The sequence below is a fragment of the Streptomyces albidicamelliae genome (genome assembly GCF_025642175.1).
Taxonomy (GTDB): Bacteria; Actinomycetota; Actinomycetes; order Streptomycetales; family Streptomycetaceae; genus Streptomyces; species Streptomyces albidocamelliae.
This window is the reverse complement of record NZ_CP106795.1, coordinates 787150-812801: the sequence shown is the minus strand read 5'-3', so window position 1 is coordinate 812801 and position 25652 is coordinate 787150. Positions and strand designations below refer to the sequence as shown.

Annotated in this window: 24 protein-coding genes; 12 read left to right on the top strand and 12 right to left on the bottom strand. The window is 73.3% G+C overall.

Features of this window, described 5'->3' with window-relative positions:
• Window positions 1-85: 85 nt before the first annotated feature.
• Window positions 86-706 (bottom strand): L-threonylcarbamoyladenylate synthase, encoded by a 621-nt coding sequence (locus tag N8I86_RS03955; protein WP_073894245.1) that lies wholly within the window; start codon window positions 704-706, stop codon window positions 86-88.
• A gap of 317 nt (window positions 707-1023) precedes the next feature.
• Between N8I86_RS03955 and N8I86_RS03950 the strand changes: the two genes are divergently transcribed.
• Window positions 1024-2565 (top strand): helix-turn-helix domain-containing protein, encoded by a 1542-nt coding sequence (locus N8I86_RS03950; protein ID WP_263277114.1) that lies wholly within the window; start codon window positions 1024-1026, stop codon window positions 2563-2565.
• 185 nt (window positions 2566-2750) lie between these two features.
• Here N8I86_RS03950 and N8I86_RS03945 read toward each other — a convergent pair whose 3' ends face one another.
• Window positions 2751-3992, bottom strand: a complete 1242-nt coding sequence (locus tag N8I86_RS03945) for a serine hydrolase domain-containing protein (protein ID WP_263277113.1) — start codon at window positions 3990-3992, stop codon at window positions 2751-2753.
• A gap of 244 nt (window positions 3993-4236) precedes the next feature.
• Here N8I86_RS03945 and N8I86_RS03940 point away from each other — a divergent pair, with 244 nt between their 5' ends.
• A complete protein-coding gene (locus N8I86_RS03940) occupies window positions 4237-4419 on the top strand; it encodes a hypothetical protein (protein WP_079192485.1) in 183 nt (60 codons plus the stop codon).
• Window positions 4420-4462: 43 nt separating this feature from the next.
• Here N8I86_RS03940 and N8I86_RS03935 read toward each other — a convergent pair whose 3' ends face one another.
• Entirely contained in the window at window positions 4463-4930 is a 468-nt protein-coding gene (locus N8I86_RS03935) for a hypothetical protein (protein ID WP_123438996.1), read from the bottom strand.
• Between the two features lie 339 nt (window positions 4931-5269).
• Here N8I86_RS03935 and N8I86_RS03930 point away from each other — a divergent pair, with 339 nt between their 5' ends.
• Complete coding sequence (locus N8I86_RS03930; protein WP_123438997.1) at window positions 5270-6619, top strand: transaminase; 1350 nt, start codon at window positions 5270-5272, stop codon at window positions 6617-6619.
• A 40-nt stretch (window positions 6620-6659) separates the two neighbouring features.
• On the top strand, window positions 6660-7100 hold the full coding sequence (locus tag N8I86_RS03925; RefSeq protein ID WP_073894237.1) for an Lrp/AsnC family transcriptional regulator: 441 nt from the start codon (window positions 6660-6662) through the stop codon (window positions 7098-7100).
• A gap of 27 nt (window positions 7101-7127) precedes the next feature.
• On the opposite strand, the gene N8I86_RS03920 is transcribed toward N8I86_RS03925, so the two are convergent.
• Entirely contained in the window at window positions 7128-8243 is a 1116-nt protein-coding gene (locus N8I86_RS03920; RefSeq protein WP_073894236.1) for a PP2C family protein-serine/threonine phosphatase, read from the bottom strand.
• Window positions 8244-8486: 243 nt separating this feature from the next.
• Between N8I86_RS03920 and N8I86_RS03915 the strand changes: the two genes are divergently transcribed.
• A complete protein-coding gene (locus N8I86_RS03915) occupies window positions 8487-9383 on the top strand; it encodes a GNAT family N-acetyltransferase (protein WP_263277112.1) in 897 nt (298 codons plus the stop codon).
• Between the two features lie 63 nt (window positions 9384-9446).
• Here N8I86_RS03915 and N8I86_RS03910 read toward each other — a convergent pair whose 3' ends face one another.
• The 4 genes from N8I86_RS03910 to N8I86_RS03895 form a co-directional block, all read right to left on the bottom strand.
• Window positions 9447-10334 (bottom strand): Gfo/Idh/MocA family protein, encoded by an 888-nt coding sequence (locus N8I86_RS03910; RefSeq protein WP_073894232.1) that lies wholly within the window; start codon window positions 10332-10334, stop codon window positions 9447-9449.
• 35 nt (window positions 10335-10369) lie between these two features.
• Entirely contained in the window at window positions 10370-11353 is a 984-nt protein-coding gene (tgmB, locus tag N8I86_RS03905; RefSeq protein ID WP_073894230.1) for an ATP-grasp ribosomal peptide maturase, read from the bottom strand.
• 17 nt (window positions 11354-11370) lie between these two features.
• On the bottom strand, window positions 11371-11562 hold the full coding sequence (gene tgmA, locus N8I86_RS03900) for a putative ATP-grasp-modified RiPP (RefSeq protein WP_073894229.1): 192 nt from the start codon (window positions 11560-11562) through the stop codon (window positions 11371-11373).
• A gap of 243 nt (window positions 11563-11805) precedes the next feature.
• The gene (locus N8I86_RS03895) at window positions 11806-12672 is read right to left on the bottom strand and encodes a fructosamine kinase family protein (RefSeq protein WP_263277111.1); all 867 of its coding nucleotides are present in this window, start codon (window positions 12670-12672) and stop codon (window positions 11806-11808) included.
• 188 nt (window positions 12673-12860) lie between these two features.
• Between N8I86_RS03895 and N8I86_RS03890 the strand changes: the two genes are divergently transcribed.
• Both N8I86_RS03890 and N8I86_RS03885 read left to right on the top strand, forming a co-directional pair.
• Window positions 12861-13571, top strand: coding sequence for a cyclodityrosine synthase (locus N8I86_RS03890; RefSeq protein ID WP_263277110.1), 711 nt, complete (start codon window positions 12861-12863; stop codon window positions 13569-13571).
• Window positions 13568-14779, top strand: coding sequence for a cytochrome P450 (locus N8I86_RS03885; RefSeq protein WP_263277109.1), 1212 nt, complete (start codon window positions 13568-13570; stop codon window positions 14777-14779). Before N8I86_RS03890 ends, N8I86_RS03885 begins: the two co-directional genes overlap by 4 nt.
• Window positions 14780-14857: 78 nt before the next feature.
• On the opposite strand, the gene N8I86_RS03880 is transcribed toward N8I86_RS03885, so the two are convergent.
• Window positions 14858-15736, bottom strand: coding sequence for an SCO6745 family protein (locus N8I86_RS03880; RefSeq protein WP_450169251.1), 879 nt, complete (start codon window positions 15734-15736; stop codon window positions 14858-14860).
• A gap of 422 nt (window positions 15737-16158) precedes the next feature.
• Here N8I86_RS03880 and N8I86_RS03875 point away from each other — a divergent pair, with 422 nt between their 5' ends.
• Together N8I86_RS03875 and N8I86_RS03870 are read left to right on the top strand one after the other, a co-directional pair.
• Window positions 16159-16782 carry a hypothetical protein gene (locus N8I86_RS03875; RefSeq protein WP_263277107.1) on the top strand — a complete coding sequence of 208 codons (624 nt, stop codon included), beginning with the start codon at window positions 16159-16161 and terminating at the stop codon, window positions 16780-16782.
• Window positions 16783-16932: 150 nt separating this feature from the next.
• On the top strand, window positions 16933-17607 hold the full coding sequence (locus tag N8I86_RS03870; RefSeq protein ID WP_073894223.1) for a class F sortase: 675 nt from the start codon (window positions 16933-16935) through the stop codon (window positions 17605-17607).
• A 21-nt stretch (window positions 17608-17628) separates the two neighbouring features.
• On the opposite strand, the gene N8I86_RS03865 is transcribed toward N8I86_RS03870, so the two are convergent.
• Window positions 17629-18795, bottom strand: coding sequence for an SGNH/GDSL hydrolase family protein (locus N8I86_RS03865; RefSeq protein WP_263277106.1), 1167 nt, complete (start codon window positions 18793-18795; stop codon window positions 17629-17631).
• A 23-nt stretch (window positions 18796-18818) separates the two neighbouring features.
• Complete coding sequence (locus tag N8I86_RS03860; protein ID WP_073894219.1) at window positions 18819-19397, bottom strand: TetR/AcrR family transcriptional regulator; 579 nt, start codon at window positions 19395-19397, stop codon at window positions 18819-18821.
• A gap of 178 nt (window positions 19398-19575) precedes the next feature.
• On the opposite strand from N8I86_RS03860, the gene N8I86_RS03855 reads away from it, so the two are divergent.
• Window positions 19576-20529, top strand: a complete 954-nt coding sequence (locus N8I86_RS03855; protein WP_263277105.1) for a LysR family transcriptional regulator — start codon at window positions 19576-19578, stop codon at window positions 20527-20529.
• A gap of 512 nt (window positions 20530-21041) precedes the next feature.
• A complete protein-coding gene (locus tag N8I86_RS03850) occupies window positions 21042-22631 on the top strand; it encodes a collagenase (protein WP_263277104.1) in 1590 nt (529 codons plus the stop codon).
• A 75-nt stretch (window positions 22632-22706) separates the two neighbouring features.
• On the opposite strand, the gene N8I86_RS03845 is transcribed toward N8I86_RS03850, so the two are convergent.
• The gene (locus tag N8I86_RS03845) at window positions 22707-24152 is read right to left on the bottom strand and encodes a glyceraldehyde-3-phosphate dehydrogenase (RefSeq protein ID WP_073894213.1); all 1446 of its coding nucleotides are present in this window, start codon (window positions 24150-24152) and stop codon (window positions 22707-22709) included.
• Between the two features lie 173 nt (window positions 24153-24325).
• On the opposite strand from N8I86_RS03845, the gene N8I86_RS03840 reads away from it, so the two are divergent.
• Entirely contained in the window at window positions 24326-25534 is a 1209-nt protein-coding gene (locus N8I86_RS03840) for a hypothetical protein (protein WP_263277103.1), read from the top strand.
• Window positions 25535-25652 lie beyond the last annotated feature (118 nt).

Below are 25652 nucleotides of genomic sequence, written 5' to 3'. Positions count from 1 at the left end.
GGACGGCGGTGGTGTCCGCGGCGCCGCGGCTACGGGTCATGCTGTCACGCAAGATCACGACCGCCGCGGCCGGTGCCCCGTGTCCTCACTCGAAGCGGGTCGTGTCTCCCGCCCCCCGCCGGACGATCTCCGCCTCCCCGCTGGAGAAGTCGACCACCGTCGTCGGCTCCGTACCGCAGTCACCGGAGTCGACGACCGCGTCCACCGCGTGGTCGAGCAGGTCCTTGATCTCCCAGCCCTGGGTCATCGGCTCCTCCTCGTCCGGCATCAGCAGCGTGCTGGACAGCAACGGCTCGCCCAGCTCCGCCAGCAGCGCCTGGGTGACCACATGGTCCGGGATGCGCACGCCCACGGTCTTCTTCTTGGGGTGCATCAGCTTGCGCGGCACCTCGCGGGTGGCCGGCAGGATGAAGGTGTAACTGCCGGGTGTGGAGGCCTTCACCGCCCGGAACACGTCGTTGTCCACGCGGACGAACTGACCGAGCTGCGCGAAGTCCCGGCACATCAGTGTGAAGTGGTGCCGGTCGTCGAGATGGCGGATCGAACGGATCCGGTCCATGCCGTCCCGGCTGCCCAGCCGGCAGCCCAGCGCGTAGCAGGAGTCGGTCGGATACGCGATGAGCGCCTCCGACCTGACCGCATCGGCGATCTGGGCGATGCTGCGCGGCTGCGGGTTCTCGGGGTGCACGTCGAAGTACTTCGCCATTCACCGAGCTTATGCCGTTCCCGGCCGTCGCACGCGCAGGGCCCGTGGCCGGGTGCCGGGCCCGGGAAAGAACGTCCTCACGACCCGGGGAAAATTCTTCCGAATTCCCGTGTGTAGGCCGCGGATTCCCGGGCAACCGACGGAAGAGTCGTCCGGAGCACTCCCCCCGCCCGGGCGCGGCGTCTCCGCCGGCGAGCCCACCCCCCCGGGCCGCCGGCGGAGCCATGTCTGCCTCCGGCCCGCATGGGCACCCGGACGGTCGGGTAACGTCCTGGGACGTATGCCCAGGTCAACGCGGAGACTAAGGAGAACGGCACGTGGCCGGCCGATCGGAGGGGGGCCAGGCGGCCCAGCAGCGCTACGGCGGTGACGGCGACTGGGCGGAGCAGTTGCTCGGCCATCTGCGGCCCGCCGGACGCGACCTCCGCCGGCTCGTCGCCTGGCTCGCCCGGACGACCCGCGCCTCGGTCTGCCTCCAGGACGCGGCCGGCGGTCTGCTCGCGGGGGAGCGGATACCGCTCGACGCCCCGGTGACCGCCGACGTGGCGACCGGCCGGGTCGCCTCCGCGGCCCTGCAGGACGGGGCGCGCCATGTCCGTCTGGTCGGCATTCCGTATCCCCGGCCGGGCTCGGCCGCGGGAGCGGTCCTCGTCGTGGCCCGGACCGATCCCTTCGACCGGCACACCGCCGAGATCCTCGGCCACACCGCCGGAGTGCTGGAACTGCTCCTGCGGGAGCGGGAGCTGTCGGACACCGGGCACCGGCTGCGGCGGGTCACGGCCGACCTGCGGCTGGCCATCCTGCAGCTGCTCATGGTGGAGGACACCGTCTCCGCACGCCGGGTCGCCGCCGGTCTGTGGCCCGGGCTGCTGGAGGAGGACACCGCCCGCGTCTACGTCATCGAGGGCTCCGCCGCCGCACGGGACGCGCTGGCCGACGCGTGTGTCGACGCCACCGACGGCCTGGCCCTCGTCGTGCGCTGCCCCGCGATGGACGGGCACGTCATCGTCGTCGGCCCGTCGGGAGAGGTGGAGGAGCGGCTGCGGTTCCTGGTCGCCGACCGGCCGGGCACCTTCCTCGGCGGCAGTACCCGGCAACGCCTCGCCCTGACCGCCACCGCCTACACACAGGCCGTCACCGCCCTCGCGGTGGCCCGCTTCCACCCCGCCCGGTCCGCCGTCTACGCCGAACGCACCCGCCCCGAGCGGCTCATGGACCCCGCCGCCCTACGGGCCTGGTCCGCGGCCCTGCTGCGTCCGCTCGACACGCTCCCGCACCACGTGCGCGCCGAACTCGTCGCCACCACCCGCCTCGGCCTGGAGTTCACCGCCGTGAACACGGCCAAGGTGCTCGGCGTCAGCCGCAACACCGTCCGCGCCCGCATCGACCGGGTCGCGGCGCTCATCGGCGCCGACGTCTCCGCCCCCGCCGTCCGGGCCCTCGCCCAGTTCGCGCTCAACACCGAGGCGGCACACGGCCCGTACGACCCCGGCGGCGCCGCACCCCACCCGCGGCAACCCGTCCGCCTGCCGGACCTGCTCGGCACCGGCGCGCTCCGCGACTGGGCCCGGTCCCTCCTCGGCCGCCTCGACGGGGACGGCCGGGACCTGCGCGGCACCCTGTGCGCCTGGATCGACGCCGACGCGAACGCCGAAAGCGCCGCCCGGGCTCTCGGAGTGCACGCACAGACCGTACGGGAACACGTCCGGGCCGCCGAACCCGTCCTGGAACGGCGGCTGCTGACCGGCGGCACCGACCTGCACGAGGTCGTCCTCGCGTTCCTGATCACCGGTGAGATCGCCACGCCCCGACTGGGCCCGGCGAACCCGGAACAACCGGACGCGTCTGTGCACCGCTGAGTGCCGCGCGGGACGCACCCGTGCACCGGTGCGCTACCCCCGGCGCGCCGCCACACGTACCTTCGGCATTCCGCGGGGCACGACCGGAACGGGGGACCGGTCGCGGCCCCGCGCTCCGACCCGTCACCGTGCGCCCGCTCGATTCCGGGCCGGACGGGGACCGCCGAACCGGCCGAGTTGTCACCTCACCTGGCCGAAGGCTGGGCCGGCAGGTCGAAGACGTGCTGCGGCGAGATGATTTGGGTGATCGCCTGGCCGACCAGGGTGCTGGGTTCCTCGTCGTCGTGGCCGATGTCGGTGTTGAGGAGCACCACGACGCTCGTCCGCGTCGACGGCAGGTAGATGGTCAGGGACTCGTAGCCCGGCAGGGAGCCGTTGTGCCCGATCCACCCCTGCACGTCGAAGATGCCCAGTCCGTACCCGGCGCCCGGGATCGGGGTCGCCGGCGTGACGAGCCGCTGCTCCTGCATCGCGGGGCTGATCATCCGCCTGCCGTCGGGCAGTTGCCCGGTGGCGACCGTCGGCGCCCAGGTGTGCAGGTCGTCCAGGGTGGAGATCATCGCTCCGGCCGCCCAGCCCCAGGACGGGTTCCAGCCGGCGGTCTCGGCCACCTTCCCGTCGGCCGTCTGGTCGGTGTAGCCCTGTGCGTGCGGCGCGGGGAACTCGCTGCCCGTCGGGAAGACGGTGTCCTTCATGCCGGCCGGGCCGAGGATGTGCTGTGCGAAGTAGTCCCCGAGACGCTGACCGCTCTCCTTCTCCACGACCAGCCCGAGCAGGATCAGGTTGGTGTTGGAGTAGAAGAACTTCTGCCCCGGCTCGAAGAGCACCGGATGCCGGAACGCGTAGTCGAGCAACTGCTGCGGGGTGAAGGGGCGTTGCGGGTCGGACGTCAGAGCCTTGAAGAAGTCGTCGTCCTCGGTGTAGTTGAACAACCCGCTGCGCATGCCGGCCAGTTGCCGCAGCGTGATCCGGTCGCCGTTCGGCACGCCGTCGATGTACCGGCCGATCGGGTCGTCCAGGCCGACCTTGCCCTGGTCCGCCAGTTGCAGCAGCGCGGTCACGGTGAACGTCTTGGTCTCGCTGCCGATGCGCATGAACAGGTCCGGTGTCATCTTCCGGCCGCTCGCCTTGTCGGCCACCCCGAACGAGCGGACGTAGTCGGGCTGTCCCGGCGTCCAGATGCCGACGGTCACCCCGGGGACGTTCGCCTCGCGCATCACGCGCTCCACCGAGGTGTCGAGTTGGCGTGCCACGGCGGGGGTGAGGGCGCGGACGTCCGGCCCGGAGGGGGACGGCGTCGGCGAGCCGGCGGTGAACACGGCGGGTGCGGGGGCCGGTACGGCGCCGGCGGCGGTCGGCGCCAGCAGCGTCGCCGCCGTCACGGCGACCAGGGTCCCCCTGCGCAGGTGTGCGGATCGATGCGACATGGGCTGACTCCAAGCACGTGAGACGCGAACGTGCGGTGAGCGGGACGTCAGGAGCCCGAACCGTCACACAAGGATAGGAGCGGCCCTCCCGCCGCGCCCGTCGGAGCGGGCGCACGCGCCCGCGCGCGCCGGGCGGGATGCTTGTCCGACAGGCGGAAGGTCCCGTTCGGGCGATGGCCTCACCCGACCCGGTGAGGCGCCGGAGCGGGACGTACCGAGGGCCGCCCGCGCGCGTTGCCCCTGCATGAACCGCTTGGAACGGACGGACCGCCCGCAGCGGGCCGACATCCCGGGCCGTCGGGTGGACCGCGACCGCCGGACGGACGGGGCGGGGGAGCCGATCTACGACCGGCTGGTCGCGGAGTGGCGGGCACAGGGACGCGCCGTCCCCACCGAGCCGGACCCGCCGCACCCGTCGCCGTCCTGACCCCGCACGCGCCCCGAGCCCGGACGCTCCCGTCCCGCCGGTCCTACTGCCCCTGCACCGGTGTGAGGACGGTCAGGGTGGCGTTGGCCTGCCGCAGGGCGTCCTCCAGGGTGCCGGGCGAGTGCAGCGCGCCGGTGCCGTCGGGCGGCACCAGCCATTCGAGGAAGCGGGCCGGCCGGTACGGCGGCGGTACGGCGACCCACGACCCCTTGCCGGCGTAGCGCAGGCCCGCGCCCACCCAGCTCGCCGACGGGTCCGGCGGCACGAAGAAGCCCACCCGGCCCGCCGCGGTGTCCACCAGGGTCGGTCCCGGCACCGGCAATTCGGGCCGCCACAGCAGGTCCAGGGTGAGCAGCCCCAGCCGCTCGGGAACGCTCAGCACGTCCCAGAAGCGGCCCGCCTCCAGCAGCGCGATGCCCTCCCCGTGGTCCCACTCCCACTTGCAGGCGCGCGGGTCGGCCGACGCCGCGGCCAGCCACTCGATGCCCCGCATCCACATCGTGTTCGTCATGCACTGCTCCGGAAGTCCTCGCTCACCTGCTCTGGGCGCAGGGGGCGGCGGCGCCGGGCACATCGTGCGCCTGCACAGCAACCCGGCATATGCATGCTCGTAGATATTTCTACCTGGCGGAAGGGGTGGCGCGGCCTGGCGTTTGAGTCGACGCGTTCGAACTCCGTCCGGGGGTTCGTCAGTCGCGCCAGGGGGGATCCGTCACCCTTCCGATGCCCGGCTCGCCGCGCGCGATCGATTCGTTCGCCACCACAGCGGATTCGATCGCCAAATCTTGAGTCCTTCGCCGATTCCGTCGTACAGTCGGGCCGTTCGCCGTCTCCTCCAGCGAGGTACTTCATGGACCGCACGCGACTGCACGCCCTCCTGGCCCGCGAGAGCGCCGAGGCCGAGCGCCGGAACCCGCGCTCGCGGGAGGCCTACGCGCGGGCCGACCACCTCTTCGGCCGGGTGCCGATGACCTGGATGAACAAGACCGCCGGCGCCTTCCCCCGCTATCTGGCCGGGGCACGCGGCGCACGGGTGACGGACGTGGACGGGCACGAGTACATCGACTTCTGCCTCGGCGACACGGGTGCGATGGCCGGCCATTCGCCCGCGCCGGTCACCGAGGCGGTGCACCGGCGCTTCGCGGAACTCGGCGGGGCCACCGCCATGCTGCCCACGGAGGACGCCGAGTGGGTCGGCGCCGAGCTGACCCGGCGCTTCGGCCTGGCGCGCTGGAGCTTCTCCCTGACCGCGACCGACGCCAACCGCTGGGCGATCCGGCTAGCGCGGGCCGTCACCGGCCGGCCGAAGGTCCTGGTGAACAGCTACTGCTACCACGGCAGCGTGGACGAGTCGCTCATCGTCGTCGGCCCGGACGGCGACGGCACCGCCCGCGAGGGCAACGTCGGCGCGCCCTGCGACGTGACGCTGACCAGCCGGGTCGCCGAGTTCAACGACCTCGCCGGACTGGAGCGCGAGCTGGCCCACGGCGACGTCGCCGCCGTCCTCATGGAGCCCGCGCTGACCAACATCGGCATCGTGCTGCCCGAACCCGGCTACCTCGCCGGTGTCCGGGAGCTGACCAGGCGGTACGGCACGCTGCTCATCAACGACGAGACCCACACCTTCTCCGCCGGCCCCGGCGGCTGCACGGCCGCGTGGGACCTCGAACCCGACCTGCTGACCATCGGCAAGGCGATCGGCGGCGGCATCCCCGCCGGCGCCTACGGTCTCTCCGCCGAACTGGCCGAGCGGCTGCTCGCCCGCGCCGACCTGGACCTCGTCGACATGGGCGGCGTCGGCGGCACCCTGGCGGGCAACGCGCTGTCGGTCGCGGCGACCCGGGCCACGCTGGAACACGTGCTCACCGACGCGGCGTTCGCCCGGATGACCGAGCTGTCCGAGCGCTTCGAGGCCGGGGTCCGCGCCGGTGTCGAGGCGCACCGGCTGCCCTGGTCCGTCAGCCGGCTCGGCGCCCGTACCGAGTACCGTTTCACCGCACCGGCCCCCCGCACCGGCACCGAGTCCGCGGCGGCCTCCGACCCGGAGCTGGAGGACTTCCTGCACCTGTACCTGGCCAACCGGGGCATCCTGCTCACCCCGTTCCACAACATGGCGCTGATGTGCCCCGACACCACCGAAGCCGACGTCGACACCCACACCGCGGTCTTCGCCGCCGCCCTCGACGAACTGCACGGCTGAACCGCGCGGCCACCGCGCGGGACGACACGGAAGGAGACGCGTGGACGAGATCGACCGGGCCATCCTGCGCGAACTGCAGACCGACGGCCGGATCGCCTACGCCGACCTCGGACCGAAGGTCGGCCTGTCCGCCTCGGCGGCCCGGCAGCGCCTGCAACGCCTCCTCGACTCCCGGGCCGTACAGGTGGTCGGCGTCACCGATCCGATGGCCATGGGCGGCCAGGCGATGGCGCTGCTCGGCATCCGGGCCGACGGCGACCCCCGCACGGTCGCCGACGCCCTCGCCGAGCGCCCCGAGGTCGTCTACTCGGTGCTCACCTCGGGCGGTTTCGACCTGTTCGCCGAGGTCGTCGCCCCCGGCCCGAAGGCACTTCTGGACTTCGTCAACGACGTGGTCCGCCCGATCGACGGCGTCCGCGAGATCGAGTCCTTCCCCTACTTCGGCATCCACACCCACCGCTTCCTGTGGGACGTGGGCTGACGCCCGCGGCCGGGAGCCGGGGCCGGGTCAGGTGACCTGCGGGAGGGGCACCAGCACCAGCATGGTGGCGTCGTCCCGGACGTCGTAGCCCAGTGCCAGCAGGTCCCGCCAGACCGCGGCGGGCAACTGCGCGGACGCCGTGGCCGCCGTGCCCGCCAGCGCGGCCAGCCGCTCGGGCAGCGGATAGAAGGAGTCACCCGCGTCCCGGGCCTCCCACACCCCGTCGGAGGCCAGGACCAGCCGGTCGCCCGGACCGAGCGCCAGGGTGACCTCCTTCGGCGGGTCGTCGCCGAGCAGCCCCAGACCCAGCGGCGGACAGGGCGGGACGGTCACCTCCACGGCCTTCCCCTCGCGCAGCAGGACCGGCGTCGGATGGCCGCAGGTCACCACCCGCACGGTCCGCGCGTCGGGCGAGAACTCCAGCAGCACCCCGGTGGCGAACAGCTCCGCGTGCCGCACACCCGCCGAGTCCACCGCCAGTCTGCGGTCCATCCGCCACGCCACCGACCTGAGGTCCGGCTGGTCGAGCGCGGCCTCGCGGAACGCCCCGAGCAGCGAGACCACGGTCGACACCGCCGCCAGCCCGTGCCCCTGCACGTCCCCCATCACCGCCCGGACCCCCTTCGGCCCCTCCCGCACGTCGAAGAAGTCACCGCCCACCAGCGTCCCGTCCTGCGCGGTCCGGTAGAAGCCCGTACAGCCGACGCTCCCGACCCGCTCCGGCAGCGGGGGCATGACGGCGCGCTGCACCGCCTCCGCGATCGTCCGCTCGGTGTCCAGCTGGGCGTCCCGGCGACTGCGCACATAGGAGACGAACACACTCAGCGCGGCCACGAAGGCGACCGTCAGCAGATCGGTCTCGCCCGGGCGGTTCAGATGGGTGCCCGGAAGGTGCAGCACCAGGACCACCGCCACACCGAGGAACGCGGTCGCCACCGGGCCGTACGACAGGACCGCCAGCGGCGGGATGGCCCCCAGCAGGAAACCGAGATCGCTCGCGTGCGGACTCACCAGCGCGGCCGCCGTGACACCGGCGAGCAGCACCAGCGGCAGCGCCCGGACCCACCACGGCGGGGGCGCGCCGCGCAGCCAGCCGCGATCCTCCCGGTCCCCGGGAGAGGACCTGCCGCGCACCGCACTCACATCCCCAAGCTACGCCGCCGACCGGGCCGCGGCCTCCCTGCCGGCGCGGGCCAAAACCGGCACCGGGGAAAAGCGGTGGACACCCCGGCCGCGGCCCGCCTACCGTCTGACCGCACGCCCGAGACGGACGGAAGGAGGCGAGCGTCATGGCCACAGTCATCCCGCGCTCCCCCCTCCCCGTCGTCCGGGTGTGCCACGCCTGACCGGGAGCGCGCCACCACGCAGAAGCATCCCGGAGGATCCGTGACCGACCTGGTCGTCCGCACGCTCGACGAGAGCAGTGCCCATTTGTTCGACACCATGCCCGACCCGCTGGCCTTCGCCGAGAAGCACCGGCGGACCCGCTACCGCGCCGACTGGCGCCGCATCGCCGTCCGCGAGGGCCGTACCGTGGCCCGCGCCGCCTGGTGGGGCAGGCCCGAGGACACCGAACCGCTGCTGATCAACTGGTTCGACGTCGCCGAGGGCGAGGAGGACGCCGGGGCCGAGCTCCTGCGGACCGCGCCCTGGCACCCCGACGAGATGGATCTCGACCTGCCCGCCGGCTGGCGCGACGACCCGCTGCTGCGGGCCGCCGTGGACACCCGCACCACGGCCGCCCGCAAGGGCGGCTACGCACCTCTGGTGGAGCGCTTCCTCTACCGCTGGACGCCGGAGCGGGGGCTGCCCGAGCGGCCCGGACGCCTGGTCTTCGGCGGGGAGCCGGACGACTCCGTCTTCCTCGACCTGCTGCGGCGCATCCACTCCGAGACGCTGGACGCGCACGCCCTGCGCGCCATCGCCGAAGGCGGGGTGGAGCAGGCCGCGCAGGAGGAACTCGACATCTTCCACTGGATGCCCTCACCGCGCGAGTGGTGGCAGATCGCCCGCACTCCCGGCGGCGAGCCGGTGGGCATCCACATCCCCGCCCGCAACCCCTCCGGGCCGTGCGTCGGCTTCATCGGCGTCGTCCCCGAGCACCGCGGCCACGGCTACGCCTTCGACCTGCTCGCCGAGTGCACCCACTTCCTGACCGGACACGGCGCCGAATTCATCGCCGCCGCCACCGACCAGGGCAACCTCCCCATGGCCGCGCACTTCACCAGGGCCGGCTACCCGGTTGTACGGGAGCGCGTCAACCTCTGGGCCGAGCGCGGCTGACAAGCCCGGGTGCCGGGGCACGCGCCCCGGCACCGCACCGCGGGGAGGTACGGCGGCGCCGCCCTAGCCGGCGTCCTCGGCCAGCCGGGCCTCCGCCGCGGAGAGGATCTCGGTGACGCGGAGGCCGAACGAGGCGTCACAGGCGTGCGGACGTCCCGTGCGCGCGGCCGTCACCAGCGCGTCCGCGGCCCGCGACAGCGCGGGTACCGCACCCTCGGAGCTGCCCGGCATGAGCGACACCCCCGCCTCCCCCCGCAGCTCCACATCGGCACCGGCCGCGGCGGGCGGCGCCGTCAGGCTCAGCGTCAGGGTGCTCGACGCACCCGTGGCATGGTCGAGCACCAGGTGCACGGTGTCCGCGGGACCGTGCACCGCCGCCACGACCTGGCGTACGTCCCCGAGGACGGGAAGCAGCACCGACAGGGCGTGCGGGCCGACGTCCCACAACGCGCCCTTCTCCCGGCGCCAGGGCGAGGCGGCGAACGGGCTGTCGGTCGTGAACACCGCTCCGAGCCACTGGGCCCGCGCCGTGAACCAGCCCGCCTCGGCGGCCTGTTCCTCGATCCAGGCCTCCGGCTCCTTCTGGAAGCGGGCGGTGAAGAACACCACCGACGCCACTCCGGCCCGCTCCGCCGCCTCCGCCACGTCCCGGGCCCCGGCCACGGACAGCGCCAGCGGCTTGTCCAGCAGCAGATGCCGGCCGGCCCGTGCCGCGCGCACCGCCAACTCCGGCTGCACCGACGGCGGCAGAGCGATCGCCACCGCGTCCACGTCGGCCAGCAGCGCGTCCACGTCGGCATAGGCGGCGACGTCGTACTGCTCCGCGAGCCGCGTGGCCGCCTCCGGCCGGCGCCCCCACACTCCCGCGAACTCCAGGCCGGTGTGCCCGGCCAGGGCGGGGGCGTACGCAGCCCTGGCCCACGGGCCCGTTCCCAGCAGTCCGATGCGCATCTCGTGATCCTCTCTCCGAACCGTTCCCCGCACCCTCACGATGCTGTGCTCCGCTCGCCGTCCGTACACGTGCGGCCCGCGTCCTCCTGACCGGCCAGCCACTCGGCGATGGTGGCGGCGATCGGCTGTCCGGTGTCCATCTCGACGAAACCGAACTGGCCGGACTGGTTGCACTCCAGGAACCACCAGATCCCGTCGGCGTCCTCGGCGAAGTCGAAGGCTCCGTAGGCCAGTTCGGCCTCCCTCAGATAGCGCAGTACGCCGTCCGCCACCCGTGGGGGCACGTCCACGGGCAGCCAGGGGGAGACCGACGGCGCGAAGCGGACGTCCACGTCGTCGGGATGGGCGTCCGGGTCGGTCGGCTTGCGTGCGGCGAGCAGCGTGCCGCCCACGGCCGTGAGCCGGACGTCCGCCCGCTTGGGAACCCGCCGCTGCAGCAGCGTCGGGCCGTAGGCGACCGCCGTGAAGTCGGCGTCCGGTGCGACCCGGCTGGTGGGCACCGCACGCGGCGGCTCCTGCGGATGGGCGCCGGAGACGGGCTTGACCACCAGGTCCGGGAAGCGCTCCGCGAACTCCCGCGCGGCCTGCGGGAACGTCGTGATCAGGGTGGCCGGCACGGCGAGGTTGCTGCGCTGGGCGAGGTGCAGCTGCCAGGGCTTGTGGCGGGCGCGGCGGGCGGCGTCCGGATGGTTCATCCACCGCGCGCCGGTGGCGCGCAGCATGCCGTACAGGGCCTGCGACGACTCCTCCGTCAGCCAGGCGGACGGCTGGGGCGCGCGGGCGGCCGCGTCACCGGGTCTGCGCACCCAGACGGAGCGCAGGCCGTTCATGCTCACCAGGCGTCCGCCCACGGACAGATGCCCGCGGCAGGCGCCCCGCACGTACTCGCCCGACAGCGCGACCCCGTTGGTGAGATCGGCGGGGTCGAGCCGGACGACGGGCACGCCCGCCTCGCCCAGCCGGAGGACCACCATGTCCGCCGTCACGTCCTCTTCACTGGTCAGGATGAGCACGGTCATCTTCGCTGGCCCGCGGGTCAGTCGTCGAAGTGCGTCTTGGAACCGGCGGTCGACGTCGTGGTTCCGAGAGCTCTCAGGGTGGCGTGGTCGGTGGCGGCTATCCGGCCGTCCGGGAGGACGTTCAACTGCAGTCCGGAGTCGTACGCATACGGAGTGGTGACGTCCAACTCCACTGCGGGCCGCGCGTAGTTGAGCGTGAACGGTTGCATGTTCTCTCCCTGATTCGGCTTTCACGTCCTTATACGATTCGAACGGGTGATTGGTTTCCTTACGCTGCGTGATCGCCGCCCCGGAGGCGGCCCGGCAAGGGTCCCGCAAGCAAGGAGACAACGGAACGTCGGCCGGTTGCGAGGGCGCCCGGCGGGCTCGCGGTGGTGCGCGGCCGACGGGGCGTTGGTGACGGAGTGTTGTATGTCACAGTCGGTGAGGCGGTGGCCCCTGCGTCCCGCGGGTCACCTCGCGAGCGCGTCCCGGGCGGCCTCCAGGGCCCGTTCGGCGTATCCGCGCCCGAACAGCACCGCGTGCACCAGCAGCGGGAAGAGCTGGTGCACGCCGACCCGCTCCCGCCAGCCCTCGGCCGGCGGGGCCGCCTCCTCGTAACCGGCGAGCACCCGCTCGAGGTGGGGGCAGCCGAACAGCCGGAGCATGGCCAGGTCGGTCTCCCGGTGACCGCCGTGCGCGGCCGGGTCGATGAGCCGGACCACGCCGTCCGCGCCCCACAGCACGTTCCCGTTCCACAGGTCGCCGTGCAGCCGGGCGGGCGGCTCGGCGGGACCCGCCAGGTCGGGCAGCCGCTCGCAGACCCGCTCGAACACCGTCGCCTCGGCCGGGCGCAGCGTGCCGCGGTCGACGGCGCCGCGCACGTAGGGCAGGACCCGGTGCTCGGCGTACCAGGCCGGCCAGTCCGTCCCCGGCACGTTGCGCATGGGGGCGAGGCCGATGTAGGCGTCCTCCGGGCCGTCCGGCGGCGGCGTCCCGAAACGGGGTGCGCCGGCCGCGTGCAGGGCGGCCAGCGCCTGGCCGAAACGCATCGCCGCTCCGGGGTCGGCGGGTCCCGTCGGCACCCGCTCGGTCACCATCCAGCGCTCGTCGTGACCGAGTACCTCGGGCACCCGGACGGCGTCCGCGGCGGCCAGCCAGCGCAGCCCGGCCACCTCGGCGCGAACGGCCCCGGGCGCGTCGCCGCGCTTCACCATCACCGGAGTCCCGCCCGCCAGCGTCACCTCGGCGGGCGACCCGGACGCCGTCCCGCCGGCGACCACCGGGCGGCCGGTGAGCCGGGCCGCCGCCTCTCCTGGTCCCTCGTACCCCTTGGTCACGGCCCCAGAGTACGGCCCCGAAGTCCCGTCCCGCGTCCGGCACTTGGACCATTACTACGACTGTTTCCAGCCAAACCCCGGCAGTAACTACCCGTGCTGATCCCGTACGGCTAGCGTGAGGGCGCCGCGACGCCACACCAGGGGCACCGGGCCCCGCAGGGACTTGCGCGCGGCGGAGGATCTTCCCCGTGACCACAGCATCCGTGCTGATGGCCGACGTATTCGAAGTCCAGCCCTACACCTCTCACTGCGAGATCATCCTCGACGAGGGTGCGCACGCCGTGATCGGTGTGTCCCCGGGCAACAGCTACTTCTCGGCCCGGCGCCTGCACGAACTCGCCGCCTGGGGACTGGCCCGCTTCGAGAAGGTCGACTTCGTCTACACCGACCTGTACGTGGCCGAGATGTACGAGGCCTCCGGCTATCCACCCGACGAGGCCCGCCGCAAGGCGGTGAAGAACCTGCGCGGCGTGCGCGCCAAGGTGCGCGAGGCGGTGTCGGCGGCCGACCCCGAGGGACTGCGGCTGGACTGGCATGCGATGTCGGAGTTCCGCACCAACCCCGCCTACCAGGAGATCCACCGGCAGCTGAAGGCGCGCCTGGCCTCCGACGGAGCCTTCCGGGCCGTCTGCGACGCCCTGGTGAATCGTTTCCTCGCCGCGCGTGGCGAGGAGCCGAACGAACGCCTGCGGGCCGTGTGCCTGGAGTACGTGTGCGCGGAGGCGCCGCTGTTCCTGGACACCCCGGCCATCCTCGATGTGCCCTCCTCGCTCAACTGCTACCACCAGCTGCTGCCGATGGCCGAGCTCCTGTACTCCCGCGGTGCCGGCCTGCGCGCCTCCCGCAACCAGGGCCACGCCGTCGTCGGACCCGCCGCCCTGGAAGGAGCCGCGGCATGACCGCCGCCCCCGGCGTCCGCGCCGACCACCCGCCCCTGCTCGACTTCCCCTTCTCCTGGGACGGCACCCGCGTGCCCGCCGAGGTGGAGGAGCTGCGCGCCACCGCCCCCGTACGGCGGGTGCGGACCATCGCCGGCGACGAGGCCTGGCTCGTGTCGTCGTACGAGCTGTGCCACCAGGTCCTCAAGGACGACCGCTTCTCCCTCAAGGACACCTCCGCGCCCGGGGTGCCGCGGCAGTACGCGCTCACCATCCCGCCCGAGGTCGTGAACAACATGGGCAACATCACCGGGGCCGGGCTGCGGCGCGCGGTGATGAAGGCGCTCAACCCCAGGGCACCCGGCCTGGTGGAGTGGCTGCGCGCCGAGGCGCACCGACTGGTCGACACCCTGGCCGCCGCCGGGCCGACGGCCGATCTGCGCGCGGCGTTCTGCGAGCCGTACTCGGCGGGGATGCACTGCCTCCTCCTCGGCATCCCGCAGGGCGAGGCCCCGGCCTTCCTGCGCAGCCTCGACATCGCCTTCATGAACTCCGCGTGCCCGGTCACCGGCGCCCGGATCAACTGGGACCGCGACATCGCCCGGATGACGGCCCTGCTCGACGCCCCCTCCACGCACGGTCTGATGGGCGAACTGGCCGCCCTGCGCCACGACCCCGACTACGCGCACCTGTCCGACGAGATGCTGGCCACCGTCGGCGTCACCCTGTTCGGCGCCGGTGTCGTCTCCACCTCGGGCTTCCTCGCCATGGCCCTGGTGTACCTGCTCACCCACCCCATCGCCCGGGACCTCCTGCGGGACCGCCCCGACCTGATCGGCCCGGGCGTGGAGGAGCTGCTGCGCCTCAACCTCTCCATCGGCGACGCGCTGCCCCGCCTCGCCCTGGAGGACGCGAGGCTCGGGGACGTCGAGGTGAAGCGGGGCGAACTGGTCCTGGTCCTCGTCGAGGGCGCCAACCTCGACCCGGCGAAGTTCCCCGACCCGCACCGCTTCGACCTGCACCGCGACAACACCGCCGACCACCTCTCCTTCGGCGGCGGAGCCCACTACTGTCCCGCGACCGGACTCGGCCGCACCCACGCCCGCATAGCCCTGGAGGTCCTCCTCGAGCGGCTGCCCGACCTCGCGCTCGCCGTGCCGTCCGGCCAGCTGGTGTGGCGCACCGGCTTCATGAAGCGCATCCCCGAGCGGCTGCCGGTGACCTGGTAGCCCGCGAGGGCCCTGCCCTCCGTACGGCGTCCCCGGCCCGGCACCCCGGGCGGGGGACGCCGGCGGCGGAGCCGGCCGTCAGGCCCCGGCGGCGCCCGACCCGCGGGTGAGCCCCACGGGGTTGCCGGCCGGCAGCAGTCCCGAGCCCTCGACCGCACGGGCCAACGGCTCCAGCAGAGCGGCGAGGCGTGCGGTGCGGTCGGCGCCGAGCGCCCTCCACGGGCCCTCGGCCGCCGCGTCGGTCAGAGCCTCCACCTCCGCGCGCAGGGCGGCCCCGGCCGGGGTGAGCGTGCCGTCCGCCGCGAGCCGGCCCCGGTCCCGCTGCCGTGCCTCGGCCGCCGCCCAGTCGGCCTGCTCCCACCTCCGCGTCTCGCGCAGGAACGGCCCGTCGGACTCGCCGGCCGCCGCCTTGAGCACCATGGCGTCGACAGGACCGAGCCCCCGGCTCACCAGGGCCGCGACATGCCCGTCCCCCCGGTGCTCGCGCAGGGTGGTGACGGCCTGCCACAGCCGGGCGGTGACCCGGTCCGGGCGCTCCAGCGCCTGGTTGGCCGCGGCCAGCACCCTGCCGGCGGTGTCCGCCCCGGCCGCGGCCTCCCACGCGAGGTCCGCCGCCTCGGCGAACTCCGGGGAGCCGACGGCCGCCGGCCCGAACAGGCCTGTCATGGCCGCGTCCATGGCATCCCACCGGGCCGCCAGCACGTCCGCCGGAGCCGCGTACCTCCAGGCGTCCGGCAGCGCCCGTGCCACACGGGCCGGGTGGAAGACGTAGAAGCAGCCGGTCACCACGGACGGGGGAGTCCTGCCGAGCGGTGCGGCGCGCAGCGCGAAGTAGCCCATCCAGTAGCCGCGCATTCCGAGCGCGTCCGCCGCCCGGCGTGCCTCCGGTGCGAAGTACACGAGGTCGTGCACCGGCTCGTAGCGCTCCCACAGGACCCGTGCCCCCACGTCCGCCACCGCTTCCTCCCACCGCGCCGCCCTGCCGTGCCGTGCCGTCGGCACCAGCCTGCGTTATGACGGCCGTCATAACAAGGGGGGGTGCGCTCACCGGCGGCCAACTGCCCCGTCCGTCGGGTGGTTTGGCCGTACGACTGCCCCCGGACCCGGCGGGCCCCGGCCTCCGCGCGGGAAGGAGGGGCGGTGGCTGGCTCCATCGGCACCCGGTCCGCCGGGCGGTGGGCGGGTGGGCGTGCGGAGGATTGGCCCGGACGGGGGGTCCCGGGGCCCGGCCGCTGGGTCAGACGGGTGGTGCGGTGCCCCCGGCTGGGCGGCTCGGATGGTGCGAGTGGATGGCCTCGCTGACGGTGGTTCATGTCGAGGCCGGGTCCATCCAGCTGATGAGGTATCCGCTGGCCCGGTCGCGTCGGAAGGACATCACTATGCGCTCTGCCCGCATGCTCCTGGCCACGGCGGCCGCTTCGGCCGCCCTGGCCCTGGCCACCCCCGGCGCCGCGTTCGCCTCCCACGGCGGGGGCGAAGGAGGCCATGACGACTCCTCGTACAGCAAGGAGAAAGGCTCCGACGACGACCACGACAAGGGCTCCGGCGGGGACCACGACAAGGACTACAGCAAGGAGGACGGCGGCGGCCGCGATCACGACAAGCCGCGCGGCGGAATGCACACGGGTGGCGGAGCGCTCGCCACGGTGCTGACGAGCGACGACTGGGGCTCGGGCGGCGACGACAGCCGCTTCGACCCCGAGAGCTACCGCGACAAGGGCGACAAGGGCGACAAGGAAGAGAAGGGCGACAAGGGAGACAAGGGCGGCAAGGGTGACAAGGGCGACCGGGACGAGGACAGCGGTCGCGACAAGGACGACTGGGGCGGCGGCGGTGGTGGCGGCGGCGGTGGCGACCACGACAAGCCTCGTGGAGGCATGCACACCGGTGGTGGCGCGCTCGCCACGCCCGGCGTCACCACGGGCGGACTGGCCGTGCTGGCCGTAGGGGCCACCGGCCTGTACGCGCTGCGTCGCAAGAAGGCCGCTCAGCCGGCGTCCTGACGGGGCGGCAGCCCAGCGGCTGCGGACGCCGCCGGCGCGACACCGCGCCGGCGGCCCGCGCCGCCTGACATCCCCCGCGGCGCCGCCCGCGGCGTCCCGTCCTCCCCGCCCCGATCCCCGCGCTGCCGTGCCCGAGTGAGGTGGTTTTTGATGGCAGCAGATCCGTCCTCCCCGAACCCCGCCGAACCGGCACCCGACGAGCCGGACACCGGCCGCGGTGGGCGGCTGGCCCTGTGGGGCGTGGTGATCGCCGTGCTCGCCGTCAGTGTGTTCGGCGGCCACCGCTCCTCCGGCGACACGCCCACCGAACCACCCCGGGCCCAGGGCTCGAACGCCGCCGTCCAGGACGACCCGCGCCATGCCGACAAGGCGCTGCCCCACTCCGCCCCGACCCGGCTGCTGATCCCCAAGATCGCGGTGGACGCTCCGTTCACGACCCTGTCGATCGGCCCCACCGGCCAGCTCGAACCCCCGCCCGCGGGCGACACCAACCTCGTGGGCTGGTACGCCAAGGGCGCCTCGCCCGGCGAGCAGGGCACCGCGATCATCGCGGGGCACGTCGACACGACGACGTCCGCGGCCGTCTTCGCCAACCTCGACGAGCTGGAGGAGGGCGACACCTTCACCGTGGACCGCGCCGACGGGCGGACGGCGGAGTTCGTGGTGGACGACGCCGAGAACTTCCCGAAGGACGACTTCCCCAGCAAGCGGGTCTACGCCGACACCTCACGCCCCGAGGTCCGGCTGATCACCTGCTCCGGGGACTACGACCACTCCGTGCGGGACTACACCGAGAACCTGGTCGTCTTCGCCCACCTGGTGTGAGCCGGCCGGTACGGCCGCGGCTCAGGCGGCCCGCTCGGCGAAGGGGCCGTCCGCCGCGAAGGCCCGGTCCGCGAACCGCTCGCCGATGCGGCGGTGGGCCGCCGCGTCCGGGTGGAGCCCGTCGGGCAGCGGCAGCTCGGCGAAGTCCGCCTCGCCGTACAGCTCACGGCCGTCGAGGTGGTGCAGCCACGGGTCGTCGGCCGCGCGCTCGCGGACGATACGGGACAGCTCCGCCCGGATCACGCCCAGGGTGAGCTTCCCGGCGGCCCTCTCCGCCGGGTCGCCCGCCGCCCGGAACCGCAGCCGCCCCTCGCTCAGGGCGGACAGGTCGGGGACGGTCGGGCCCGGGGTGTCCTCGTGGAGGGGGCACAGGACCGGCGAGACGACGAGCAGCGGGGTCGCGGGGTGCCCTTCCCTGATGGTGTCGAGGAAGCCGTGCACGGCGGGGCCGAAGGCCCGCAGCCGCATCAGGTCGGTGTTCACGAGGTTGATGCCGATCTTGACGCTGATCAGGCCGGCGGGGGTGTCGCGCAGCGCGCGGGCCGTGAACGGGTCGAGCAGGGCGCTCCCGCCCAGCCCCAGGTTGATCAGCTCCACGCCGCCGAGGGACGCGGCCAGCGCCGGCCAGGTGGTGGTGGGACTCGCCGCGTCGGAGCCGTGGCTGATCGAGCTCCCGTGATGCAGCCACACCCGCCGGCCGCGGTCGGGCACGGGTTCCACGGACGCGTCCGTGCGCAGCGCGACGAGCTCGGTCGTCTCGTTGTGCGGCAGCCAGATCTCGATGTCCTTGACGGCGTCGGACAGCCCGGCGAAGCGCACGGTGGCGACCGGGCCGGGGCGGTGCTCGGCCCTGCCGGTGCTCATGTCGATCGTGAGCGTGTTTCCCCCGGTGGCCGTGGCACTGCCGGCCGCGCGTCCGTCCACGAACAGGTCGTAGACGCCGTCCGGGCGGGGCGGCGCGCCCGTGTACACCCGCTTGGTCGGCAGGGTGTCCAGCTCGACCGCGGTGGCGCGGGTCCGGAAGGCGAGCCGGACGCCGGACGGCTGCGACTCCGCCATGGCCAGCTGAGGATCGGCGCACTGGGCGCGGGCCCGGGCCGGCAGCCGGTGCGGCAGCAGTCCGTGCGCGGTGCGCTCCAGGTCGAGGGCGCCGCGGACGAGGTCGGCGGTGAGGGGAGTGGTGTGCATGGTGTGTGCCTGTGTCCGGTGGGTCAGGGGGTGGGGGCGCCGGGCCAGTTGCGCAGCAGGGCGTCGAGGGCGTCCAGGATCCGGGTCCACGACTCCTGCGAATCGGGGGCGCTGTGACGGAATCCGCCGGCGCTCTCCAGGCTGACGTAGCCGTGGAAGACGCTGCCGAGCAGCCGGACCGCATGGGTCTGGTCCGGCTCGGACAGGTCGTAGCCCCGCAGGATCGCCCGGGTCATCTGCGCGTGCCGGCCGCCCGCGCTCGTGGCCGCCGCCTCCGCGTCCAGCGGGTGGCGGGCCGCCGCGTAGCGGCCCGGGTGTGCGCGGGCGTAGTCGCGGTAGACGTCGGCGAAGGCGATGAGCGCGTCCTTGCCGGCACGGCCGGCGAGCGCGTCGGCGGCGCGGTCCGCCAGCTCCGCGAGCGCGAGGAGGGCGATCCGCGTCTTGAGGTCCTGGGAGTTCCTCAGGTGCGAGTACAGGCTGGCCACCTTGACGTCGAAGCGCCGGGCCAGGGCGGAGACGGTCACCTGGTCGAAGCCGACCTCGTCCGCCAGCTCGGCGCCCGCACGGACGAGACGTTCGGTGGTAAGGCCTACGCGGACCATTTGAGATCTCCCCTCTGCCGTAAGGGATTATGCAACTTCCTAAAGGTATTAGGCAAATGTTGGCTGACCTGCGACTTGATCCGGTCAGGGCACAATTGGAACGCTTCCCCCGCCGGCCGCGGCCCCGGCCGCGGAGGGCGGTGAGCGCCGGTGCGGGACGGAAAAGGGGAGTGGACGGATGGAGCTGGAGCTTCGGCATCTGCGGGTGCTGTGCGCGATCGCCGACGCGGGCAGTGTGGGCCGCGCCGCCGCACAGCTCGGGTACTCGCAGCCCGCCGTCAGCACCCAGCTGCGCCGCATCGAGCGCCATCTGGGCGAGCCGCTCTTCGAACGCGGCGCGAGCGGGGTGCGCCCGACCCGCTACGGCGCCGAGGTGGTGGCCCAGGCCCGTGACGTACTGGCCCGGGCCGACGCCATCGGCCATCGCCCGCCCGCCGAGCGGCCCCGCCGCACCCTCCGGGTGGCCGCGACCAACTCGCCGATGCTCTCCGGCACCCTGTCCCGCGTCCGTGCCCGGCTGCCGGAACTGTCCCTGGCGGTCCACAGCGTCTACGCCTCCTCGCGCATCGTGGAACTTCTGGAGGAGGGCGCCGCGGACGTCGCCATCGCCGCCGACTATCCGGGCATGGAGCTGCGGCACTCCGGCGGGGTCCGGCACCGGGGGATCGTCACCGAGCCGACGTTCGTCGCGCTGCCGTCCCGGCACCGGCTCCGGCAGAGCGCCCAGGTGCAGCTCGCCGACCTGGCGGACGACGAATGGTTCGTGACCCCGGACGACGGCGCCGGCTGGCCCGGGGTGTTCTACGACGCCTGCGCCGCCGCCGGCTTCACCCCGGTGACCGTGCACGAGTTCCTCGGCGACCAGACCCAGCTGCAGAGCATGATCGCCGACGGTCTCGGGGTTTCGCTGGTGCAGCCGACGCTGCGGCCCATCCCGCACGTCGTCGTGAAGCCGCTGGCCGGCTCACCGTTGTGGTGCCGCTATGTGCTGGTCTGGCGGCCCGGCGGTGTCACCGAGGACGTGGTGGAGACGGTGTTCCAGTCGGCCACGGCGGCCTACCGCGATCTGGTGGCGCAGGCGCCGCACCTGCGCACGTGGGCCTCGCGGACCTGGAGCGCCGCCGGGTCGTAGCGGCACGGCGACGGGCGCCGCGATGTTATGAGCGGTGTGTGTCATGTGCTATGTCACACGCCATTGTTGGGCGGGGCGTCCGCTGAGACAGTGCCTCACACGCCTCAACACCCCACAGAGGCGCGTCACTTCGTGGAGGAACCCCAGATGCGCCATCGCTTAGCGCTGCCCGGACGCGGGCCCGGTCGCCACGCCGGACGCACGGCCGTCGCCGTCGTCGTCTGCGCCACCGTGGCCGGCCTGCTGTCCGGCCCGGCCGTGGCGGCCCCCAGCCGCCCGCCCGCACGGCCGCCGCACCCGGCAGGACCGCGGCCGCCCAGCCGTCACCGGCCGGTGCGACCACCGCCACCTCCGAGCAACCCGGCACCCGGCCCCGGCGCCCAAGCCCGGCCCAACTTCCGCCCCAGGCGCTGTCTCTGACGGCACCTCGGGCGCAGGGGCACGGCGCCCGGTCCGCCTCCTGCACCCCGGCCGACTTCGGCAGCCGTACCGGTCCGGCCCTCGTCAAGTTCGTGAAGGCCGCCACCACGGACTGCGTCAACACCCTCTTCGCGGTCACCGGCCACAGCGCGCACGACGTGTTCCGGCAGGCGCAGATGCTGACCGTGGCGAACGCGTACACGAGCACGGCCGCGCGCTACCGCGGTGACAACTCCGGCAGCCTGGAGCAGCTCGTCCTGTTCCTGCGGGCCGGCTACTACGTGCAGTTCAACCACCCCGCGGACGTGGGCCCGTACACCTCCCGGCTCACCGGCGCCGTCACGGCCGGCCTGGACACCTTCTTCGCCCGGCCCCGCTCCCGTGACGTCAGCGCGGCCAACGGCGACATCCTGGGCGAGACGGTGGTCCTCACCGACAGCGCCGACCAGCAGGGCCGCTACCTGTACGTCTACCGGCGGCTGCTGAACGACTACGACAGCTCCTACGACTCGCTCGACAGCATGGTCAGGGCGGTCAACGACGTCTACACGCCCCTGTGGCGCGGCAACTGGAACCCCGCCTACGTCCAGGCGGTCGAGGCCGACCCGCGGGTCATCGACACCCTGTACGACTTCGCGCTGGCCAACACCGACCAGCTCGGCACGGGTCTGGCCTTCCTGGACTCCAACGCCGGGATGAACGTGGCCCGTTACGTCGAGCACGCCGGACTGCGGGACCTGGCGGGCCCGTTGGCCAAGGACCTGCTGGACCGGACGGCGATCACCGGTCCCACGGCCGGGCTGTGGGTGGCGGTGGCCACGCAGGCCGCCTACTACGACGCCGCCGACTGCGCCTACTACGACGTCTGCGGTCTGCCGGACAAGCTCGACAAGGCCGTCCTGCCCGTCACCCACCACTGCGACGGCGACATCAGCGTGCGCGCCCAGGCGCTGACCGCCGCCGACCTCGACACGGCCTGCGCCAGTGTGCTGCGTCAGGACGCGTACTTCCGCTCGGTCGTGCGGGCCGGCGGTCCCATACCCGGCCAGTACGCCTCCACCCTCCGGCTGGTGGTGTTCGCGAGCCGCGCCGACTACCAGAGGTACGCCGGCGCGATGTACGGCATCAGCACCGACAACGGCGGCATGACGCTGGGCGGCGACCCGGCGGACCCGGCCAACCGGCCCATGTCGATCATGTACCAGAAGGACTACGACGACGGCTTCCCGGCGCGCGTATGGAACCTCAACCACGAGTACACGCACTTCCTCGACGGCCGCGACGACATGAAGGGCGACTTCGGCCGGCAGATATCGGTGCCGGACGTGTGGTGGATCGAGGGCGTCGCCGAGTACGTCTCCTACGGCTACCGCGGCATCGCCGACGACCAGGCGGTCCAGGAGGCCGGCCGGCACACGTACCGGCTGAGCACCCTGTTCGAGAACACCTACGACAACAGCGACACGACCCGCGTCTACCCGTGGGGCTACCTCGCCGTGCGCTACATGCTGGAGCGGCATCCCGACGACGTCCAGCGCATGCTCGCCCGCTTCCGCGTCGGTGACTACGCCGGCGGATACGCCGTCTACCACGACGGCATCGGCACCCGCTACGACGCCGACTTCGACCAGTGGCTCACGGCGTGCGCCGCGGGCGCCTGCGCCAGGCCGCCCGCGGCCTGACCCACGCGCCTGCGACGCAACGGCCGCCGACCGGAACCCCGGTCGGCGGCCGTACGCGCACGTGGAGCGGGCGGATCAGACCGCCGTCGCCGGGAACGTCGGGTACTCCACGCCGGAGACGTGCTGGACGACCCGGACGACCTGGCACGAGTAGCCGAACTCGTTGTCGTACCAGAGGTAGAGGATCGCGTTGTCGCCGTCGACCTTGAGGGCGCCGGCGTCCACGATCGAGGCGTGGCGCGAGCCGATGAAGTCGCTGGAGACCGCGTCGGGCGCCGTGATGAAGTCGATCTGGCGCTTGAGCGGGGAGGTCAGCGACACCTCGCGCAGGTAGTCGTGGACCTCCTCACGGGTCGCCTCGCGGGCCAGCTGGAGGTTGAGGATCGCGATCGAGACGTCCGGCACGGGGACGCGGATCGAGCTGCCGCTGATCTTCGCCTTCAGGTCCGGCAGGGCCTTGGCGACGGCGGACGCGGCACCGGTCTCGGTGATCACCATGTTGAGCGGCGCGGAGCGGCCACGGCGCTCGGACTTGTGGTAGTTGTCCAGCAGGTTCTGGTCGTTGGTGAACGAGTGGACGGTCTCCACGTGGCCGCGCAGCACGCCGTACTCGTCGTCCATGGCCTTCAGCGGCGGGACGATCGCGTTGGTGGTGCAGGAGGCGCAGGACAGGATCTGCTCGTCCGGCTTGATGGTGTCGTGGTTGACGCCGTGCACGATGTTCGGGACGTCGCCCTTGCCCGGCGCGGTCAGCACGACCTTCTCGATGCCGGGACGCAGGTGGTTCGACAGGCCCTCGCGGTCGCGCCACTTGCCGGTGTTGTCGATGAGGATGGCGTCGCGGATGCCGTACTCGGTGTAGTCCACGTGCGACGGGTCGTCGGCGTAGATCACCTTGATCTCGTTGCCGTTGGCGACGATCGTGCTGCTGTCCTCGTCCACGGTGATCGTGCCCTGGAACTGGCCGTGGATGGAGTCGCGGCGCAGCAGCGAGGCACGCTTGACGATGTCCTGGGCACCGCCGCCGCGCACGACGATGGCGCGCAGCCGCAGACCGTTGCCGGAGCCGGCCTTCTCGATCAGGAGCCGGGCGACGAGCCGGCCGATGCGGCCGAAGCCGTACAGGACGACGTCCCGCGGCTCGCGGCGCTCGATCTTGTTGGCGCCGGTGGCGCCGGCGACGGCCTCGGCGGTGAACTCCGCCACGCTCAGACCGCGGTCGTCGGCCTGGTGCAGGGTGGCCAGCATGCCGAGGTCGATCTGGGAGGGACCGAGATCGAGGGCGGTCAGGGCCTCCAGGTACGGCATGGTCTCCGTGACCGAGAGCTCCGCGCCCGCGATCTGCCGGGCGAAGCGGTGCGTCTTGAGGATGCTGACCACCGACTTGTTCACCAGGGAGCGGCTGTGCAGCAGGACGGTGACGTCCTGCTCGCGGTGCAGCTTCCCGATGAGCGGGATCATCGACTCCGCGATCTCCTCGCGGATCTTCCAGTTGGTGAACGAGTCGTCGTTGACAGTCACAGATCCATCTTTCGAGCTAGGCAGCGCTCATATGGTAACCGCACCCTGTTTCGATCATTCCGGGGGGCCGTCCTCGGGGCCCTCACGGAGCCCGTTCCTGAATCAGGGTGGAACTCGGCGGGAAAGCCGGGTCGCGATTGCACCCGCTCTGGGGCGTGCCCAAGGTCGACCGCGTGAGCACCTCCTCCGTACCCCGGCCCGAGCCCGCCGCGCCGTCCGGTCCCGCCCGCCGCCCGTCCCTCCCGCGGATCGCCCGGCGCGGGGTCCCCGAGGGGGCGCTCCCGGCCCTCGCCCTGTTCGCGGCCGTCCGGCTCGCCGGCGTCCTCCTGGTGATCCTGACGAACGACCTCAGGGGCCACCCGCTCGTCCGCAACCTCGCGCACTCCTGGGACTCCCGCTGGTACCTGCACATCGCCGCCCACGGCTACGGCCGGCTCATCTGGATCACCCCCGAGGGCGCCGTCCAGAGCGACTGGGCGTTCTTCCCGCTGTACCCGGCGCTCATCCGGGGGGTGACCGCCGTCCTGCCGCTGACCCCGGCCCAGGGCGCGATGCTGGTCGGCTGGGCCGCGGCGGTCGTCGCCGCCCACGGCGTCTTCACCGTCGGCCACCACCTGTACGGCCGTGGCGTCGCCACCGCGCTGGTCGCCCTGTGGGCGGCCCTGCCGCACGCCGTCGAGCTGACCATCGCCTACACCGAGTCGCTGTTCGCCGCGCTCGCCGCCTGGGCCCTGTACTGCGTGCTCAGGGGCCGCTGGCTGTGGGCGGGCGCCCTCGCGGCGCTGGCGGGCCTCTCCCGGCCGAGCGGATTCGCCGTGGCCGTCGCGGTCGCCCTTGCCGCCGTCCACGAGGCGCTGCGCCGGCGCGGCCGGGTCCCGGCGAGCCTGTGGGCCGGAGCGGTACTGGCCCCGATGGGCTGGCTCGGCTACGTGCTGTGGGTCGGCGACCGCGCGGGCGACCTGCTCGGCGGCTATCTGAGGATCCAGAGCGCCTGGGACTCCCGCTTCGACCTCGGCGCCGGCTCACTGGGTTTCCTGCGGGCCCTGCTGCTGCACGGCGGGCATGTCGTCTACCCCGTGGCCCTGCTGATCGTCGCCGCCGCCGTCCTGCTGTTCGCACTGCTGTGCCTGGAGCGCGCCCCGCTGTGCCTGGTGGTCTTCACGGGGGTGCTCATCCTGCTGGTGGCCGGCGGCTCGGGCTCCTTCTCGTCCAAACCCCGCTTCCTGCTGCCGGCCTTCCCCCTGCTCATCCCGATGGCGCGGGCCCTCGCCCGGAGCTGGCGGCTGCGCCGGGCCCCGGCGGTGCTCGTCTACGGCGCCCTCGCCGCCGTGTCCCTGCTGTTCGGCGCCTACGTGGTGGCGGTCGCCCATTCCCCGCTGTGAGGCGGTGAGGCGGTGAGGCGCGGAGGCGGCGAGACGGCGAGGCGGAGAGGTGGATAGGCGCGCGGGCGCAGAGGCGGTGAGCCCGTGAGGCGCCCGCCGTCCGGCCGCCCCTGCGCCC

Excerpts from the sequence above, each read along its gene's own strand:
- N8I86_RS03870 (WP_073894223.1), top strand. The coding sequence starts at position 16,933 with ATGGCAGCAGATCCGTCCTCCCCGAACCCCGCCGAACCGGCACCCGAC.
- N8I86_RS03945 (WP_263277113.1), bottom strand. The coding sequence starts at position 3,992 with ATGTCGCATCGATCCGCACACCTGCGCAGGGGGACCCTGGTCGCCGTG.
- tgmB (WP_073894230.1), bottom strand. The coding sequence starts at position 11,353 with ATGACCGTGCTCATCCTGACCAGTGAAGAGGACGTGACGGCGGACATG.
- N8I86_RS03935 (WP_123438996.1), bottom strand. The coding sequence starts at position 4,930 with ATGACGAACACGATGTGGATGCGGGGCATCGAGTGGCTGGCCGCGGCG.
- tgmA (WP_073894229.1), bottom strand. The coding sequence starts at position 11,562 with ATGCAACCGTTCACGCTCAACTACGCGCGGCCCGCAGTGGAGTTGGAC.
- N8I86_RS03955 (WP_073894245.1), bottom strand. The coding sequence starts at position 706 with ATGGCGAAGTACTTCGACGTGCACCCCGAGAACCCGCAGCCGCGCAGC.
- N8I86_RS03910 (WP_073894232.1), bottom strand. The coding sequence starts at position 10,334 with ATGCGCATCGGACTGCTGGGAACGGGCCCGTGGGCCAGGGCTGCGTAC.
- N8I86_RS03940 (WP_079192485.1), top strand. The coding sequence starts at position 4,237 with ATGAACCGCTTGGAACGGACGGACCGCCCGCAGCGGGCCGACATCCCG.
- N8I86_RS03930 (WP_123438997.1), top strand. The coding sequence starts at position 5,270 with ATGGACCGCACGCGACTGCACGCCCTCCTGGCCCGCGAGAGCGCCGAG.
- N8I86_RS03860 (WP_073894219.1), bottom strand. The coding sequence starts at position 19,397 with ATGGTCCGCGTAGGCCTTACCACCGAACGTCTCGTCCGTGCGGGCGCC.
- N8I86_RS03855 (WP_263277105.1), top strand. The coding sequence starts at position 19,576 with ATGGAGCTGGAGCTTCGGCATCTGCGGGTGCTGTGCGCGATCGCCGAC.
- N8I86_RS03885 (WP_263277109.1), top strand. The coding sequence starts at position 13,568 with ATGACCGCCGCCCCCGGCGTCCGCGCCGACCACCCGCCCCTGCTCGAC.
- N8I86_RS03865 (WP_263277106.1), bottom strand. The coding sequence starts at position 18,795 with ATGCACACCACTCCCCTCACCGCCGACCTCGTCCGCGGCGCCCTCGAC.
- N8I86_RS03875 (WP_263277107.1), top strand. The coding sequence starts at position 16,159 with ATGCGCTCTGCCCGCATGCTCCTGGCCACGGCGGCCGCTTCGGCCGCC.